Origin of the sequence: Mycolicibacterium pallens, from assembly GCF_019456675.1 — a bacterium.
In the GTDB taxonomy this organism is placed as follows: domain Bacteria; phylum Actinomycetota; class Actinomycetes; order Mycobacteriales; family Mycobacteriaceae; genus Mycobacterium; species Mycobacterium crocinum.
On the sequence record NZ_CP080333.1, the window covers coordinates 2878303 to 2894884 of the forward strand.

15 protein-coding genes and 1 pseudogene are annotated in these 16582 nt (G+C 69.2%); 13 read left to right on the forward strand and 3 right to left on the reverse strand.

The window, feature by feature from the left end:
• Window positions 1–3 precede the first annotated feature (3 nt).
• The 4 genes and pseudogenes from K0O64_RS14150 (at window position 4) to K0O64_RS14165 (ending at window position 3559) form a co-directional block, all read left to right on the forward strand.
• Window positions 4–939 (forward strand): DUF4129 domain-containing protein, encoded by a 936-nt coding sequence (locus K0O64_RS14150; RefSeq protein WP_225933713.1) that lies wholly within the window; start codon window positions 4–6, stop codon window positions 937–939.
• Window positions 936–1412 (forward strand): hypothetical protein, encoded by a 477-nt coding sequence (locus tag K0O64_RS14155; RefSeq protein WP_096311438.1) that lies wholly within the window; start codon window positions 936–938, stop codon window positions 1410–1412. Before K0O64_RS14150 ends, K0O64_RS14155 begins: the two co-directional genes overlap by 4 nt.
• A complete protein-coding gene (locus K0O64_RS14160; protein ID WP_096311439.1) occupies window positions 1409–2371 on the forward strand; it encodes an AAA family ATPase in 963 nt (320 codons plus the stop codon). Before K0O64_RS14155 ends, K0O64_RS14160 begins: the two co-directional genes overlap by 4 nt.
• A pseudogene (locus tag K0O64_RS14165) lies at window positions 2368–3559 on the forward strand (DUF58 domain-containing protein). The gene K0O64_RS14160 and the pseudogene K0O64_RS14165 overlap by 4 nt, the downstream one beginning before the upstream one ends.
• Before the next feature lie 229 nt (window positions 3560–3788).
• Here the strand turns inward: K0O64_RS14165 and K0O64_RS14170 are convergent.
• The gene (locus K0O64_RS14170) at window positions 3789–4004 is read right to left on the reverse strand and encodes a hypothetical protein (protein ID WP_220046440.1); all 216 of its coding nucleotides are present in this window, start codon (window positions 4002–4004) and stop codon (window positions 3789–3791) included.
• A complete protein-coding gene (locus K0O64_RS14175; RefSeq protein ID WP_096311441.1) occupies window positions 3970–4905 on the reverse strand; it encodes a TauD/TfdA dioxygenase family protein in 936 nt (311 codons plus the stop codon). The genes K0O64_RS14170 and K0O64_RS14175 overlap by 35 nt, the downstream gene beginning before the upstream one ends.
• Window positions 4906–5001: 96 nt before the next feature.
• Here K0O64_RS14175 and cobN point away from each other — a divergent pair, with 96 nt between their 5' ends.
• From cobN to K0O64_RS14210, 7 genes are all read left to right on the forward strand, one after another.
• The gene (gene cobN, locus K0O64_RS14180; protein WP_096311442.1) at window positions 5002–8574 is read left to right on the forward strand and encodes a cobaltochelatase subunit CobN; all 3573 of its coding nucleotides are present in this window, start codon (window positions 5002–5004) and stop codon (window positions 8572–8574) included.
• A 9-nt stretch (window positions 8575–8583) separates the two neighbouring features.
• Entirely contained in the window at window positions 8584–8982 is a 399-nt protein-coding gene (locus tag K0O64_RS14185; protein WP_096311443.1) for a PPOX class F420-dependent oxidoreductase, read from the forward strand.
• A gap of 19 nt (window positions 8983–9001) precedes the next feature.
• Window positions 9002–9400, forward strand: coding sequence for a PPOX class F420-dependent oxidoreductase (locus K0O64_RS14190; RefSeq protein WP_096311444.1), 399 nt, complete (start codon window positions 9002–9004; stop codon window positions 9398–9400).
• Window positions 9401–9467: 67 nt separating this feature from the next.
• Window positions 9468–9938: an FxsA family protein gene (locus K0O64_RS14195; protein WP_083542909.1), complete on the forward strand. Its 471-nt coding sequence runs from the start codon at window positions 9468–9470 to the stop codon at window positions 9936–9938.
• Between the two features lie 43 nt (window positions 9939–9981).
• On the forward strand, window positions 9982–11574 hold the full coding sequence (locus K0O64_RS14200) for an amidohydrolase (protein WP_096311445.1): 1593 nt from the start codon (window positions 9982–9984) through the stop codon (window positions 11572–11574).
• Complete coding sequence (gene lnt / locus K0O64_RS14205; protein ID WP_220046441.1) at window positions 11567–13303, forward strand: apolipoprotein N-acyltransferase; 1737 nt, start codon at window positions 11567–11569, stop codon at window positions 13301–13303. The genes K0O64_RS14200 and lnt overlap by 8 nt, the downstream gene beginning before the upstream one ends.
• Window positions 13300–14073 (forward strand): polyprenol monophosphomannose synthase, encoded by a 774-nt coding sequence (locus tag K0O64_RS14210; RefSeq protein WP_220046442.1) that lies wholly within the window; start codon window positions 13300–13302, stop codon window positions 14071–14073. The genes lnt and K0O64_RS14210 overlap by 4 nt, the downstream gene beginning before the upstream one ends.
• 4 nt (window positions 14074–14077) lie before the next feature.
• Here the strand turns inward: K0O64_RS14210 and K0O64_RS14215 are convergent, their stop codons facing one another.
• Complete coding sequence (locus K0O64_RS14215) at window positions 14078–14416, reverse strand: RNA polymerase-binding protein RbpA (RefSeq protein ID WP_047330568.1); 339 nt, start codon at window positions 14414–14416, stop codon at window positions 14078–14080.
• A 124-nt stretch (window positions 14417–14540) separates the two neighbouring features.
• On the opposite strand from K0O64_RS14215, the gene K0O64_RS14220 reads away from it, so the two are divergent.
• Both K0O64_RS14220 and K0O64_RS14225 read left to right on the forward strand, forming a co-directional pair.
• Complete coding sequence (locus K0O64_RS14220) at window positions 14541–14870, forward strand: hypothetical protein (RefSeq protein ID WP_071944897.1); 330 nt, start codon at window positions 14541–14543, stop codon at window positions 14868–14870.
• A gap of 41 nt (window positions 14871–14911) precedes the next feature.
• Complete coding sequence (locus K0O64_RS14225; protein WP_220046443.1) at window positions 14912–16528, forward strand: RecQ family ATP-dependent DNA helicase; 1617 nt, start codon at window positions 14912–14914, stop codon at window positions 16526–16528.
• The last annotated feature ends 54 nt before the right edge of the window (window positions 16529–16582 follow it).

Sequence of the window (16582 nt, forward strand, 5' to 3'; positions counted from 1 at the left end):
AGAGTGCGGGTCACCGCACTGGTGGCGCTGGTCCTGCTGCTCGGGATCGCCGTGCGGGGGCGGTTACCCGGTGCCCAGCCGACCGAGCGGCCGAAACCGGGCGACAGCACCGGCAGCCTGCTCGGACTGCTCACTCTCGTGGTGGCCTGCCTGCTGGTGGTGCTCGTGTCGATCGTGGCCAGGCTGCGTGATCCGCAGCGCGCCACGCAAGCCGCGCGCTCGCAGGTGCCCGGCGGCGGTGGTGGGGTCGGAGTGCGACAGAGCTGGCGTTTCGTGTTGGTGATCGCCGGCGCCATCCTGGCCTGGCTGTTGATGGCCGCACTGTTCGCGCAGCTGCGCCTACCGCAGCTGGTGGGCGGTCCGCCACCGGCTCAGCCCGGAGCGGCGCCGACCGGCACCGCACCGCCCGGCCAACCCGGCGCCCCGCGCCCACCCGCACCCGAGCCGGACGCCACTGACCCGGTCTTCTGGTATCTCATGGTCAGTTTCGCGGCCCTGCTGGTCGTGATGCTGGTCGGGGCGGTCCTGCTGCGGGTGCGCGAACGCCGCCGACTGGAGCCGGAACCGACAGCCGACGACGGCGGCCCGACCGATCCCGCGCCGCAGGGCCCGGGATCCCTCGCCCTGGCGGCCGAGCGGGGTCTGGCCGAGGTCGGCGACCTCAGCCGTGAACCCCGGGAGGCCATCATCGCGTGTTACGCGGCAATGGAACACGCACTGGCCAACGCCCCCGGCGCCGCCCCGCAGGAGTCCGACACCCCGTCGGAGGTGCTGGCGCGTGCCGTCGAGCACGAGGCGATTCATGCCGACAGCGCAACCGAACTCGTGACGCTGTTCGCCGAGGCGCGGTTCTCCACGCACGTGATGAACGAGGGACATCGGGAGACCGTCGAACGGGCCCTTCGCCTGGTTCTCGACGAGCTGCGGAGCCGGGTGTGATCCGGCTGGTGGCTGGCGGGCTGGTTCTGGTCGCGGGGGCGGAAGTGCTCGCGCTGGTTCTTGGCGCGCGGCACTGGGTTCTGCCGGCGGCCGGGCTCGCACTCGCGGTGTTCCTGCTCGCCACCCGCCTGACCTTCGATGCGGCACAGCGCCGTCCGGCGACCGACGGAATCACCGACGATCCGGCGGAAGCGTTGCTGCGCTGGCGATCCCGCACCGAATCGACGGTCCAGTGGGCGGATTCGACCAGGGAAGACTGGGACCGGCATCTGCGTCCCCGACTCGCGCGCGAATTCGTGCTCGCCACCCGGCAGCGCGATCCGACTGCGTTACAGGCGACCGGACACATCGTGTTCGGCGACGACCTCTGGGGCTGGGTGGACCCCAACAACATCGTGCGGACACGGGGACGTGAGCCCGGACCGGGGTACGCCACGCTCGAGGAAATCCTGCGACGGATGGAAAACCTATGACGATGCCCGCCCCCGCGATGACAGCTCAGTGCGAAGCGGTGCTCGACGAGATCGAGCGGGCCGTGGTCGGGAAACGCGCCGCGCTCACGCTGATTCTGACCACGGTGCTGGCCGGCGGGCACGTGCTGATCGAAGATCTGCCGGGCATGGGCAAGACGTTGATCGCACGGTCGTTCGCGGCGGCGCTCGGCCTGCGCTTCACCCGCGTGCAGTTCACCCCGGATCTGCTGCCCGCCGACCTGCTCGTCTCGACGATCTACGACATGCAGTCGGGCAGATTCGAGTTTCGGCCCGGCCCGATCTTCACCAACCTGCTGATGGCCGACGAGATCAACCGCACGCCGCCCAAGACTCAGGCCGCGCTGCTGGAGGCGATGGCCGAACGCCAAGTCAGCATCGACGGCCAAACCCACCGGCTGCCCGCGCCGTTCATCGTGCTGGCCACCGACAACCCGATCGAATACGAGGGCACCTACCCGCTGCCGGAAGCACAACTGGATCGGTTCGCGGTCAAGGTCGCGCTGAAGTACCTCTCCGAGACCGAGGAAGCGTCGATGCTGCGCCGCCGTCTGGAGCGTGGATCGGCCGAGGCAACCGTCAATCAGGTGGTGGACGCCGAGAGTCTCCTGGCGATGCGGGAATCCGTCGAGCAGGTGTCCGTGCACGACGACGTCCTGCACTACGTGGTGTCGCTGGCGACGGCCACCCGCAGTCACCCGCAGGTCGCAGTCGGCGCCAGCCCCCGCGCCGAACTCGACCTGGTCCAGCTGGCCCGTGCCCGTGCGCTGGTGTCCGGCCGGGACTACGTCATCCCCGAGGACGTCAAGACGCTGGCGGTCCCGGCGATCGCTCACCGGATCAGCCTGCGGCCGGAGATGTGGGTGCGCAGCGTGCACGGATCCGACGTTGTCGAGCAACTGCTGCGACGGCTGCCGGTGCCCCGGGCGCGCGGGCAATGACGGACGGCACCCGCTCCGTCGATGCCGTATTGCATTGGCGCGCATCGGCATTGACGCGGGCCATCGCCACCTGCGTCGGTGTGGCGCTGGCCGTCGCGGTGATCGCCTCGCGCTGGCAGCTGATCGCATTCGCGGCGCCGATGCTCGGGGTGCTGGCCTCGATCGGCTGGCAGCGCAAGCCGACGACGGTGTCGGTGACCGGCGAGCCGGCCATGACGCGGTGCTTCGAGAACGAACGCGAGCAGCTCAGCGCAGAACTGACCGATCGCGCCTCCGGCGCAACATTGGAACTCGAGGCGGTTCCCGGCTTGCACACCGAGACGATCGCGGCCGACCGGCGCCGCATCACGGTCGCCGCGCAGGCGCAGCGGTGGGGCCGCTACCCGCTGCGGGTCCGGGTGCGGCTCGACGCGGCGGGCGGTCTGATCAGCGGGACCGGCACCGTCGACGCCGCCGACCTGTTCGTCTTCCCGGTGGCGCCTCCGCAACCGACCGGCCTGCCGCGCACCGAACTGCCCGACCGCCTCGGCACCCACCTGACCCGACACATCGGTCCGGGTGTCGAATTCGCCGACATCCGTCCCTACCTGCCCGGCGACCAGTTGCGTGCGGTGAACTGGGCGGTCAGCGCCCGCCGCGGCAGCCTGCACGTCACCGAACGGCTCACCGACCGGGCCGCCGACGTCGTGGTGCTCGTCGACATGAGCGCCCAACCCGCGGGCCCTGCCACCGCGGCCACCGAACGGTCGCTGCGCGGCGCGACGCAGGTGGTGCAGACCGCGCTGCGCAACGGGGACCGGGCCGGCATCGTCGGGCTCGGCGGCCGTCGGCCCCGCTGGCTAGGCGCCGACATCGGCCGGCGCCAGTTCTACCGGGTGCTCGACGCGGCCCTCGGGGTCGGCAGCGAATACCAGGACACCGCAGGCACATTGGCGCCCCGGGCGGCCGTCCCGCCGGGTGCGGTCGTCGTCGCGTTCTCGACATTGCTCGACACCGAGTTCGCACTCGCTCTGATCGACCTGTCCAAACGGGGGCACACCGTGGTGGCGGTGGATGTGGGCGTTGCAGCGCTCGTCGATGTACCGCGACATGAAAGTGATCGGTGTCGACGTGGTGTCCTGGCCGACCGGGATCACCCTCGATCAGGCGATGAGCCTGGTGCCCGACCGGGGCAGGCGGTCGTCATGACGTCGCAGCGGCTCGTGGCCGCACTGTTCGGGGTGGCGATGACCGCAGCGGCGGCGGTCGGGGCCGACCATCGCGGGCTGATCGCGGCGGCGGTGGCGTTCATCGCGATTCTTGCCGGGCTGTTTGTGCGGGCCGCTGCGTCCGCGGCGGTCCTGGCGGTGGTGTGCGTCGTCGCGCTGACCGAGCCGCATCCGATGCTGGCCGCGACCTCGGGGGTGTGCGCAGCGGCCTATCTGGTGTTGACGTACGCCACGCTCACCCGGGCGACGGCGGTCGGGATCGCCGGCTTCGCGATCGTCGGAGCCCTGGCCACCGTGGTCCCCGCCGGCCTGCCCTGGCTGCCGCTTCTTGCCCCGGTCGCCGTCGTCGCCGCCGTCGGTGTCGCGTTGAGCCCGTTCGTCGATATCGCCTCAGGCGGCCAGAACCGGTGTTGTGGCAACCACATCCGGGGACACCACGTCCGAATAGTGCGACGCGTCGCCGACCACCACACGGCTGGGCCGGCCGTGCACATCGACCGGCACATCGCCGGCCAGCGTCACCCGGCTCAGGAAGCGGAACTGGTCGTCATAGTCGGCGACGCCGTAGTGCTGGGTGGCGCGGTTGTCCCACACCGCGATGTCGCCGAGCTGCCAGTTCCACCGAACCGTGTTCTCCAGCCGGGTGATCCGGTTCTGCAACACGGTGAACAGGCTGGCCGACTCGCTGCTGCCCAATCCGACGAAGCGTTTGACGAAATGGCCGAGCAGCAGCACTCGTCGGCCCGTCTCGGGATGGACCCGCACCACCGGATGCTCGGTCTCGTAATACGAGGACTCGAATTCGGCCCGGTATTGCCGGGTTTCGTCGCTGACGGCATGCTCGGCCTGCCCGCCCGCATAGTCGTACACGTTGGTGTGGGTGGCCCACAGGTTCTCGGCGAGCGCCTTCAACGCCGGTGGCAACCGGTCATAGGCCGCTTCGGTGTTGGCGAACACCGTGCTGCCGCCGTAGGCGGGCAGGGTCACCGCGCGCAACAGCGACGCCTTGGGCACCCGGTCGACGAACGTCACATCGGAATGCCAGGAGTTCGCCCGATCGAAGCGCGAATCGATCGGCAGCACCGTCTCGCCGCGCGAGGTCACCGTCGGATGGGCGATCGTCGGCACACCGAACAGGCGGGCCAGCGCGATCTGCTCGTCGTCCTCGAGGTGGTGCTGATCGCGGAAGAAGATCACCTTGTGTTCGAGCAGTGCGGCACGGATGGCGGCGACGATGTCGCGGTGCAGGTCACCGCCGAGCCGCACGCCGTAGACAACCGCGCCGATATCGGCGCCCAGCTTGGAAACGTCGAGGGAGAAGGCCATGGAGTCGATGGTCTCGGCGTACGGGCGTGGCGTACATCCTTGCGCTAGCCACGATCCGAATAGGGCGCGAACGCCGCCGTACGGTACGAATGGTGGGTGTCTACCACCGTGTTGTTGCTGTCGACGTCGGACACCGACCTGATCACCGCCCGTGCCAGCGGCGCGGACTATCGGTGGGCCAACCCGGCCCGGCTTATCGACGGTGAGCTGGCCGAGCTGCTCGAGGGCGCCGATCTGGTGGTCGTGCGGATCCTCGGCGGCTACCGGGCCTGGCAGGACGGTATCGACGCGGTGGTGGCCAGCGGGCGCCCGACCATCGTGGTCAGCGGCGAGCAGGCCCCCGACGCCGATCTGATGGAACGCTCCACGGTGCCCGCCGGCATCGCCGTGCAGACGCACATCTATCTGGCCCAGGGTGGGACAGAAAATATGCGGAATCTCCATTCATTCCTGTCCGACACCCTGCTGATGACCGGCTTCGGCTTCAACCCGCCCTCGGCCACCCCCGCCTGGGGTGTGCTGGAGCGGACGAGTGCGGCGTCCGACGGGCCGACGGTCGCCGTGCTGTACTACCGGGCTCAGCAGCTGGCGGGCAACACCGCCTACATCGAGGCGCTGTCGACCGCGATCGAAGAGGCCGGCGGGCGGGCGCTTCCGGTGTACTGCACGTCCTTGCGCACGCCCGAAGCCGAACTGCTGGAGTTGCTCGGCACCGCCGATGCCATGGTCGTCACCGTGCTGGCGGCCGGCGGGGCTCGTCCGGCCACCGCGGGCGCCGGCCACGACGACGACAACTGGAACGTCAAACACCTTGCCGCGCTGGATGTCCCGATCCTGCAGGGGCTGTGTCTGACGAGCTCACGGGCGACCTGGGCCGACAACGACGACGGCCTGAGCCCGTTGGACGTCGCCACCCAGGTGGCGGTGCCGGAATTCGACGGCCGGATCATCACGGTTCCGTTCTCGTTCAAGGAGATCGACTCCGACGGCCTCATCTCCTACGTGCCGGACCCCGAGCGGTGCGCGCGGGTGGCAGGCCTGGCGGTCAAGTACGCCACCCTGCGCCGGGTCGCACCTGCCGAGAAGCGGCTGGCTCTGGTGTTTTCGGCGTACCCGACCAAGCACTCCCGGATCGGCAACGCCGTCGGACTCGACACCCCGGCCAGCGCCGTCGCGCTGCTACACGCGTTGCGCGACGCCGGCTACCGCATCGGCGACATCCCCGGCGTCGACGCTTCCGACGGTGACGCGCTGATGCATGCGCTCATCGAACGCGGCGGGCAGGACCCCGACTGGGTGACCGACGGGCAGTTGGCGGGCAACCCGATTCGTATCCCGGCCGCGCAGTACCGGGAGTGGTTCGCCGCGTTGCCGGACGAACTGACCGAAGCGATGGTCGCCCATTGGGGCCCGCCGCCCGGTGAGCTGTTCGTCGACCGCAGCCAGAATCCCGATGGCGAAATCGTCGTCGCCGCAATCCAATCCGGGAACATCGTGATTTTGGTCCAGCCGCCGCGCGGATTTGGGGAGAACCCGGTCGCGATCTATCACGACCCCGATCTGCCGCCGAGCCACCACTACCTGGCCACCTACCTGTGGCTGCGACACGGGTTCGGCGCGCACGCCGCCGTCCACCTCGGCAAGCACGGCAACCTGGAATGGTTGCCCGGCAAGACCGTTGGCATGTCGGCGGCCTGCGGAACCGACGCCGCACTCGGTGATCTGCCGCTGATCTACCCGTTCCTCGTCAATGACCCGGGGGAGGGCACCCAGGCCAAGCGCCGCGCGCACGCCACCCTGGTCGATCACCTCATTCCGCCGATGGCGCGCGCGGAGAGCTACGGCGACATCGCCCGGCTGGAACAGCTGCTCGACGAGCACGCCAACATCGCGGCGCTCGACCCGGGCAAGCTGCCCGCGATCCGCCAGCAGATCTGGACGCTGATGCGTGCGGCCAAGATGGACCACGATCTGGGCCTGGCCGAACGGCCCGAGGACGACTCGTTCGACGACATGCTGCTGCACGTCGACGGCTGGCTCTGCGAGATCAAGGACGTCCAGATCCGCGACGGTCTGCACATCCTCGGTGCCGCGCCGGCGGGCGAGGCCGAACTCGACCTGGTGCTGGCGATCCTGCGGGCCCGGCAGCTGTTCGGCGGCGAGCAGCATCTGCCGGGTCTGCGTCAGGCTCTCGGCCTGGCCGAAGACGGCAGCGCCGACCGGGTGGACGTCGACGCGGCCGAACAGCAGGCCCGCGCGCTGCTGGCGGGTCTGCAGGCCACCGGCTGGGACGCCGACCGCGTCGGGGAACTGACCGACGACGACGGTGTCGCGGCGATCCTGCGGTTCGCGGCCACCGAAGTGGTGCCGCGGTTGGCCGGCACCGCCGCCGAGATTGAGCAGGTGCTGCGCGCCCTTGACGGCCGCTTCATCCCGGCCGGACCGTCGGGCTCGCCGCTGCGCGGTCTGGTCAACGTGCTGCCCACCGGCCGCAACTTCTACTCCGTCGACCCCAAGGCCGTCCCGTCCCGACTTGCTTGGGAAACCGGTGTGGCGATGGCCGATTCGCTGCTAGAGCGCTACCGCACCGACCACGGCGACTGGCCGCGATCGGTCGGACTTTCGGTGTGGGGCACCTCGGCGATGCGTACCTCGGGTGACGACATCGCCGAAGTCCTTGCGCTGCTGGGTGTCCGGCCGGTGTGGGACGATGCGTCTCGGCGCGTCGTCGACCTGGAGGCCATCACGCTCGCCGAGCTGGGACGGCCCCGGATCGATGTGACCGTACGCATCTCGGGATTCTTCCGCGATGCCTTCCCTCATGTCGTCACCATGCTCGACGACGCGGTGCGCATGGTCGCCGGCCTCGACGAACCGGCCGAACAGAACTACGTCCGCGCCCACGCCCAGGTCGACCTGGCCGATCATGGCGACGAAAGACGCGCTACCACACGGATTTTCGGCTCCAAGCCGGGCACCTACGGAGCCGGCCTGTTGCAGCTGATCGACAGCCGCAACTGGCGCGACGATGCCGACCTGGCCGAGGTGTACACCGCCTGGGGCGGATTCGCCTACGGCCGCGAACTCGACGGCAGGCCTGCCGCCGACGACATGTCCACCCAGTACCGCCGAATCGTGGTGGCCGCCAAGAACACCGACTCCCGCGAGCACGACATCGCCGACTCCGACGACTACTTCCAGTACCACGGCGGCATGGTCGCGACCGTGCGGGCGCTGACCGGGAAGGCGCCGGCCGCCTACATCGGCGACAACACCCGCCCCGATGCCGTGCGTACCCGCACGCTGTCCGAGGAGACCACCCGCGTCTTCCGCGCGCGGGTGGTCAACCCTCGCTGGATGGCCGCGATGCGCAAGCACGGCTACAAGGGCGCCTTCGAAATGGCCGCGACGGTGGACTACCTGTTCGGCTACGACGCCACCGCCGGGGTGATGGCGGACTGGATGTACGAGCAGCTCACCGAGTCCTACGTGCTGGACCCGGAGAACCGCAAGTTCATGAACGAGTCCAATCCGTGGGCGCTGCACGGGATGTCCGAACGGCTACTCGAGGCGGTCGGGCGCGGCATGTGGGAGAACCCGGATCCGGAAACCCTGAACAAAGTGCGACAGGTTCTCTTGGAGACTGAGGGCGACCTCGAGGCGCGCTAAGTTGATGCGATGGCTCCCAGCTTCGCCGACGTGATCAAGGCCGAGTACGTGTCGCTGACGACGTTCACCAAGGACGGCAGGCCCAAGCCGACGCCGATCTGGATCGCCCCAGACGGCGACCGCGCGCTGGTGATCACGGGTAAGGATTCCTGGAAGGTCAAGCGCATCCGCAACACCCCGCGGGTGACCGTGGCGGTGTGCGACCGCGGTGGCAAGGTCAAGGGTGAACCGGTGGACGCCGTCGCGACGATCCTCGACGACGCCCAGCAGATCGAGCGGGTCTACACCGCGATCGGCAAGCGCTACGGGCTGCTCGGCAAGGTCTTCAACTTCTTCTCCAAGCTGCGCGGTGGAAGCACCCGCAACGTGGGTCTGGAACTGCGGGCAGCCGACGCTTCAAAAAACTAGCCAGCGGGAACAGGGACGCATGGCCAATTCGGTGGCGCAGCCCACCTTCCACGACGTCGCCCAGGCGAAATACCTGCTTCTCACCACATTCACCAAGGACGGCACTCCCAAGCCGACGGCGATCTGGGGCGTGCCCGACGGCGACCGGCTGCTGGTGATCACCGACCGGGTCTCGTGGAAGGTCAAGCGGATCCGCAACACGCCGCGAGTCACCATCGCCGAATCCCATTCGCTCGGAAAGCCGAAGGGTCCGGCGGTCGAGGCGACCGCCCGGGTGCTGCCGGACTCCGAGACCCGCGGCGTCTACAACAAGGTGTTGCGCCGCTACTGGCAGCACTCCTGGTGGTTCTATCTGCACAGCCTGGTCCGCGGCGGCATCGACAAGGTGCACGTCGCTCTCGAGATCACCCCGCAATAGAAATCACAGGGTCTTATCAGGCCTACCGGAACCAGGCCGGTTCGCGGCTCGTTGCCACTACATGGTGATGCGGACGTTCTTGCTCTACGCCGTGGTCGAGCTTGCGGTCTTGGCCGCCCTGACCTGGTCGGTCGGCATCGGCTGGACCCTGCTGATCCTGCTGGCCAGCTCGGTGATCGGTGTCGCGCTGGCCGGCTCGCAGGTCAAGAAGCAAATCCTCAAGCTGCAGCGCACCCGGACCGACCCGCAGGGCGCCGTCGCCGACAGCATGCTCGTCGCGCTCGGCACGGTCCTGATGTTCATCCCCGGCATCGTCAGCACCGCGATCGGCGCGCTGATGCTGCTGCCCCCGACCCGCAGCGTGGTCCGCCCGTTGGCCGGCATGCTTCTCACCCGCGGCATCGCCCGCCGGGTCACCGTCATCAACCTGACTGCTCCCGCCGGTTACCCCGGTCGCGGCGATTACATCGACGGCGAGGTCGTCGAGGACCAGGTTCAGGGACCCGTCCACGACGCCAACATCGTCCGCCGGTACTGACCCTCTTCGGCTCGCTCGCTTCGGCGGGGGAGACTGACTCACCGTGACCACACTGCTGCTGGGCGGCCGCATTCACAGCCCGTCGCACCCGGACGCGACCGCGATGGCGGTCCGCGACGGCGTCGTCGCCTGGTTAGGCAGCGACGAGGTCGGCCGGTCGCAGTTCGGCGACGCGCAGGTCGTCGACCTCGACGGCGCCTTCGTGGCACCCGCGTTCGTCGACAGTCACATCCATCTGACCTCGACCGGGCTCCTGATGACCGGCCTGGACCTGACCGGTGCGACCTCCAGGCAGCACTGTCTGAACCTGGTTGCCGAACACACCGCGGCCCATCCCGGCCAGCCGATCTGGGCGCACGGCTGGGACGACACCGGCTGGGCCCGAGACGAGGCGCCCAGCACGGAAGAACTCGACGCCGTCGTCGGCGCGGTGCCCGCCTACCTGGCCCGCGTCGACGTCCACTCCGCTGTCGCATCGACGGGCCTGCGTGACCTGGTTCCCGGGCTTCCTGCCGTCGCCGGCTACCACCCGCACAGCCCGCTGTCGGCCGATGCCCACCACCTGGTCCGCGGGGAGGCGCGCCGCCTCTTGACCGCCCGGCAGCGTTCCGACGCCCGGCTCGCCGCCCTGGATGCGGTCGCGGGGGCCGGCATCGTCGCCGTTCACGAATGCGCCGGACCCCAGATCGGTGGACCCGACGACTGGCAGGAGCTGCGGGCCACCGATCACGGCGTCGAGGTCGTCGGCTACTGGGGTGAAGCGGTATCCAGCGCCGCGCAGGCCAGGGCGCTCATCGACACGACCGGCGCCAGCGGGCTGGCCGGTGACCTGTTCGTCGACGGCGCACTGGGCTCACATACCGCCTGGCTGTGCCAGCCGTACGCCGACGCCCCCAACTGCACCGGCAACTGCTACCTGGACGCCGACGCGATCGCCGATCACCTGTTCGCCTGCACCGATGCGGGCGTGACGGCGGGCTTCCACGTGATCGGCGACGCGGCGGTGACGGCCGTCGTCGATGCCGTGGCCCGGCTCGTCGAACGGTTCGGGGCACCCGCGGTGGCCCGCTGCGGCCATCGGCTGGAGCATCTCGAGATGGTGAGCGCCGAGCAGGCCGCCACGCTCGGCCAGGCCGGAGTGGCCGCCAGCATGCAGCCCAACTTCGACGCGCTGTGGGGCGGTCGCGACGGCATGTACGCCCGCCGACTCGGTGTTGATCGAGCCGCTTCGCTGAACCCGTTCTCGCTATTAGCATCGGCAGGCGTGCCCTTGGCGTTCGGCTCAGATGCCCCGGTGACCAGCATCGATCCCTGGGCGACAGTACGCGCGGCCAGCCACCACCACACGCACGGAAGTTCGATCTCGGTACGAGCGGCGTTCGCCGCTGCGACCCGGGGTGCCTGGCGGGCCGGTGGGGTGCGCGACGGCATCAGCGGCACCCTGGTGCCGGGCGCGCCGGCGTCGTACGCGGTGTGGGAGGCGGGCCAGCTGGATGTGGCCGCCCCGGCCGACAGCGTCCAGCGCTGGTCCACCGATCCGCGGTCGCGGGTGCCCGCGCTGCCGCGACTGGCGCCCGGCGATCCGTTGCCGCGCTGCCGTCAGACCGTGCACCGGGGTGCCGTGCTTCATGGGTAGCCGGCTGCTGAACTGGGCGCGCACCGCACTGCCGCCGCGGCTGTTCCGGCTGCTGGTCGCGGTGACCGCGGGCCTGCTGCTGTGCATCAGTTTCCCGCCGATCGGCTGGTGGTGGTCGGCCGTCGTGAGCTTCGCGCTGTTGAGCTGGGTGCTGGTGCATCCGAAGACGACGGCGGCCGGCGGCCTGGGGTACGGCTTCCTGTTCGGGTTGGCCTTTTACATCCCGCTGATTCCCTGGATCAGCGGTCTGGTCGGCCCGGTGCCGTGGCTGGCGCTGGCGACGATGGAGGCGCTGTTCCCGGCGCTGTTCGGCTGGCTGGCCGTCGCGGTGCGTCGCGTTCCCGGCTGGCCGCTGTGGTTCGCCCTGGTGTGGTCGGCCCAGGAATGGCTGAAATCCACCGTGCCTTTCGGTGGATTCCCTTGGGGGATAGTCGGATTCGGGCAAACTACCGGCCCGTTCCTGTCCCTGGTGCAGCTCGGCGGCGTTCCGCTGCTGTCGTTCGCCGTCGCCCTGCTGGGCACCTCTTTGGCCGCGCTGGTCTTCGAGATCGCCCGCTGGTGGCGGCACAGTGGGCCGGCCAAGCCAGCCGCGCACGTGTCACTGTCCGGCCTACTGCTGCCCGGGCTGTGCATCACCGCCGTGCTGCTGACCACCGCGGTCGCCGCACCGCAGGTGCGCCGCGCGGCAGGCGGTGCAGGCAACGAGCCGACGGTCACGGTCGCCGCGATCCAGGGCAGCGTGCCGCGATTGGGGCTGGACTTCAACAGTCAGCGTCGTGCGGTGCTGGACAACCACGTGCGCCAAACCGTGCAGCTGGCCGACGATGTGCGCGCGGGCAGGGCACCGCAGCCGCAGTTCGTGATCTGGCCGGAGAACTCGTCGGACATCGATCCGATGACCAATCCCGACGCCGCCCAGCAGATCAGCGTGGCCGCGCAGGCCATCGGCGCACCGATCCTCGTCGGCGCCGTCGTCGCCCGCCCGGACTGGACGCCGGACAACCCCACGGCATCGAACACCGTCGTCGTCTGGGATCCGGTGAACGGACCGGGGGAGCGCCACGACAAGCAGATCATCCAACCGTTCGGCGAGTACCTGCCGTGGCGAGGGTTCTTCCGGCACCTGTCCTCCTTCGCCGACCGCGCCGGCTATTTCGTCCCCGGCAACGGCTCTGGTGTCGTGCATGCGGCCGGAGTTCCGGTCGGGGTGGCCACCTGCTGGGAGGTCATCTTCGACCGGGCGTTGCGCGAGTCGGTCCGCAACGGGGCACAGCTGTTGGCCGTCCCCACCAACAACGCGACGTTCGACCAGAACATGAGCGAGCAACTGCTGGCGTTCGCCCGCGCCCGCGCCGTCGAGCACGACCGCTACGTGGTCGTGGCCGGCACGGTCGGGATCAGCGCGGTGATCGCCCCCGACGGCGCCGAGCTGGCCCGCACCCAGTTCTTCTCGCCGGCCTACCTCGACATGACCGTGCGGCTCAAAACCAGCGAAACCCCGGCCACCCGATGGGGGCCGTTGATCCAAGGGGTGCTGGTCGCAGCCGCCGTTGCGGTCGTGATCGGGGCCATACTGCACAATGGTTGGTTCATGCGCCCGTTGCGCCGCAGGCGGCCGGAACGGGACGCAGACAGCATGTCCGGGGGCGACGACGACGGCGACACCACGCCGGAGCAGGGCGAATCATCTTCCGCCCTGGCCGGGCAGCACGACAAAGGAGAGTCATGACCGACCGGGGCAATCCGGGCGCCGAGCGCCCCAGCCAGCGCACCCTGGTGATCATTCCGACGTTCAATGAGCTGGAGAACCTGCCGCTGATCGTGGGCCGGGTACACAAGGCCTGTCCCGAGGTGCACGTGCTGATCGTCGACGACGGCAGCCCCGACGGCACCGGTGAGCTCGCCGACGAACTGTCCCTGGCCGACACCGACCGGGTGCACGTGATGCACCGCAACGCCAAGGACGGCCTCGGCGCCGCCTATCTGGCGGGCTTCGCCTGGGGACTGAGCCGCCAGTACAACGTGCTCGTCGAAATGGACGCCGACGGCAGCCACGCTCCCGAGCAGCTCTACCGGCTCCTGGACGCCATCGACAACGGCGCGGACCTGGCGATCGGCTCCCGCTACGTCCAGGGCGGCACCGTCCGCAACTGGCCCTACCGGCGGTTGGTGCTGTCGAAGACCGCCAACACGTATTCGCGCGTGCTGCTCGGCGTCGGTATCCACGACATCACCGCCGGCTATCGCGCGTACCGGCGCGAGGTGCTGGAGAAGATCGACCTGTCAGCGGTCGACTCCAAGGGCTACTGCTTCCAGATCGATCTGACCTGGCGCACGATCAACGCCGGTTTCACCGTCACCGAGGTGCCGATCACGTTCCGCGAGCGCGAACTCGGGGTGTCGAAGATGAGCGGCTCGAACATTCGCGAAGCGATGGTCAAGGTCGCCCAGTGGGGCATCGGCGGGCGCATCGATCGCGCCCGCGGCGTCGTCCGCTAGGAGATCAGCTGCCGCGACGCTTGGACTTGATGAGGTCCATGCGCTCCTTGAGCAGCTCCTCGAGCTCCTCGATCGAGCGGCGCTCCAGCAGCATGTCCCAGTGGGTGCGCGGCGGCTTCACCTTCTTCGGTTCCGGCAGGTCGCCGTCGATCAGGGTGCCTTCCAGGCCGTTCTTGCAGGGCCAGGTGCCGGGGATCTCGGCGTCGTCGGCGAACGGAACCTCGAATTCCTCGCCGTTCTCGGTGCGGTACCGCGCAATCTGACGCGGCGCCAGGTCGTGGTTGCGGTCCGTCTCGTAGCTCACGGCTCCGAGGCGGCTACCTCTCAAAACACGATCAGCCATCGTCAACTCTCCTCAAGCGCTCTATGAAGTCCGGGTAGTCAACGCAAGACAACTCTCTGCGGTTCCCGACTCGACCAACCATGATACCGGGATCACTGCACGAGGCCGTCTACAGTCACATGGCGTGACGCGTCGTTCCCGCTCTCAGCCGTGCCGGTGGTGTGGACGCGAGGTGGCCGACGCCGGGATGGGCCGGCGCAGGCAGTACTGCCGCCAGTCCTGCCGGCAGCGCGCATACGAGCAGCGCGCATTGGTCAAAGGCAGCGCGATCCCCGAAGACGCCGTGGTGCTCTCGGCCGACGAGGCCGCCGAACTGTCCGACCGGGTCTTCCAGGTGCGGTGTGCCGCCGAGGACGTCGCCACCGCAGTCGACGAGGGTGCGGCCACATCCGAACTGCGGGAACTGTGCGACGCGCTGGTCCGGGCCGCCAAGGCCGCCGACGGCTGGCGCTGACGCCGCCGATTGACCACGTCGTGGCGGGGTAGTGGCAGCGGATGAGCCGGCGGACGGAGCTGCAGCGGGTTGCCAAAGACATGTTCCGGTGGCCGGAGTTGCGGCCCGCTCAACTCGAGGCGATGGAGGCGGTGCTCGCCGGCCGCGACGTGCTGGCGGTGATGGCGACCGGCTCCGGCAAGTCGGCGATCTACCAGGTGCCCGCCGTGCTCATCGACGGCGCCACGCTGGTCGTCTCACCGCTGATCGCACTGCAACGCGACCAGATCAGCGGGCTGGCGTCCACTGAAGCCCCCGAGGCGGTGGCCATCAACTCGCAACTGGGCAGTCACGACATCGCGCGGAATTGGCAGGCGGTTCGCGAGCACGCAGCCGAATACGTGTTCCTCGCGCCCGAACAGCTCACCAACGATGACGTCCTCACCGCGTTGGCCCAGATGGACATTTCGTTGGTGGTCGTCGACGAAGCGCACTGTGTCTCGGCGTGGGGTCACGACTTCCGGCCGAGCTATCTCCGGATCGCCGACAGCATCGCAAGGTTCGGCGGCCCGCCGGTCGTCGCGCTGACCGCCACCGCCTCGCCGGTGGTGCGCCGCGAGATCGTCGAGCATCTGCGCTTGCGCGATCCGCTGGTGATCGCCAGCGGGTTCGACCGGCCCAACATCGGCCTCGAGGTGTCCCACTACGTCGCCGACGACGACAAGCGCGATGCGGTACTGGCCAGGATGCTGACGGTCGAACGGCCTGCCCTGCTGTACACCGCGACCCGCAAGGACACTGAAACATATGCCGCGCAATTGAATTCGTTCGGCGTCACTGCTCGCGCCTACCATGCCGGTTTGTCGCGCGCGCAACGCGACGAGGTCCACGAGCTGTTCCGGGCCGACCACGGTGTGGACGTGGTGGTGGCGACGTCGGCGTTCGGGATGGGCATCGACAAGGCCGACGTACGCACCGTCGTGCACGCCTCGATCCCGGACTCCATGGACACGTACTACCAGCAGATCGGGCGCGCCGGTCGCGACGGGAAACCGGCGACGGCGGCGCTGTTCTACCGGCCGGAGGATCTGGGCCTGGCCCGGTTCTTCACCACCAACCGGCCCGACGAGGAGCTGCTGGCACGGGTCTATGCGGATCTGGATCGCCGGGCTCCGAAACGGTTGGGCGACTTGCGTACCCGGCTCGCAGTGCGGGGGCCGCGGGTGACCAATGCCCTCAACCTGCTCGAGGAGGCGGAACTGGTCTGCTCGACGCGGGATGGTTTCACCCGCAGCAGCAGTATCGGAGTCGAGGAGGCGGTGCACCGGGCTGTCGAGATCGTCGAGCGCAACGAACGCATCGACCGCACTCGTGTCGAGATGATGCGCGGATATGCCGAGACGCGGGAGTGTCGTCGTCAGTTCCTGCTGGGCTATTTCGGGGAGCCGTTGCCCGAGCCGTGCGGCAATTGCGACAACTGTGCCTCCGGCGTCGTCGACGACGAGCCGCCCGCCACGGACCGCTGGGCAGTGCAGACGCCGGTCGAGCATCGGGAGTGGGGTTCCGGGGTGGTGATGGGCGCCGAGGACGACCGGATCACCGTCCTGTTCGACGAATTCGGCTATCGCACACTGCTGCTGGAGTCCATCGAGCATTCCGGGGTGCTGACCCGCCGATGACGGCGGCCCTTTTGGTCACCACGACGCAAACCCTTAACCGGGCGGCCGGTGGTT

What these genes read in the sequence shown, in the direction of transcription:
- K0O64_RS14160 (WP_096311439.1), top strand. Translation starts at nt 1,409, where the DNA reads ATGACGATGCCCGCCCCCGCGATGACAGCTCAGTGCGAAGCGGTGCTC.
- K0O64_RS14170 (WP_220046440.1), bottom strand. Translation starts at nt 4,004, where the DNA reads ATGTGGTTGCCACAACACCGGTTCTGGCCGCCTGAGGCGATATCGACG.
- K0O64_RS14175 (WP_096311441.1), bottom strand. Translation starts at nt 4,905, where the DNA reads ATGGCCTTCTCCCTCGACGTTTCCAAGCTGGGCGCCGATATCGGCGCG.
- K0O64_RS14185 (WP_096311443.1), top strand. Translation starts at nt 8,584, where the DNA reads ATGGCTCCCAGCTTCGCCGACGTGATCAAGGCCGAGTACGTGTCGCTG.
- K0O64_RS14190 (WP_096311444.1), top strand. Translation starts at nt 9,002, where the DNA reads ATGGCCAATTCGGTGGCGCAGCCCACCTTCCACGACGTCGCCCAGGCG.
- K0O64_RS14195 (WP_083542909.1), top strand. Translation starts at nt 9,468, where the DNA reads ATGCGGACGTTCTTGCTCTACGCCGTGGTCGAGCTTGCGGTCTTGGCC.
- lnt (WP_220046441.1), top strand. Translation starts at nt 11,567, where the DNA reads ATGGGTAGCCGGCTGCTGAACTGGGCGCGCACCGCACTGCCGCCGCGG.
- K0O64_RS14210 (WP_220046442.1), top strand. Translation starts at nt 13,300, where the DNA reads ATGACCGACCGGGGCAATCCGGGCGCCGAGCGCCCCAGCCAGCGCACC.
- K0O64_RS14215 (WP_047330568.1), bottom strand. Translation starts at nt 14,416, where the DNA reads ATGGCTGATCGTGTTTTGAGAGGTAGCCGCCTCGGAGCCGTGAGCTAC.
- K0O64_RS14225 (WP_220046443.1), top strand. Translation starts at nt 14,912, where the DNA reads ATGAGCCGGCGGACGGAGCTGCAGCGGGTTGCCAAAGACATGTTCCGG.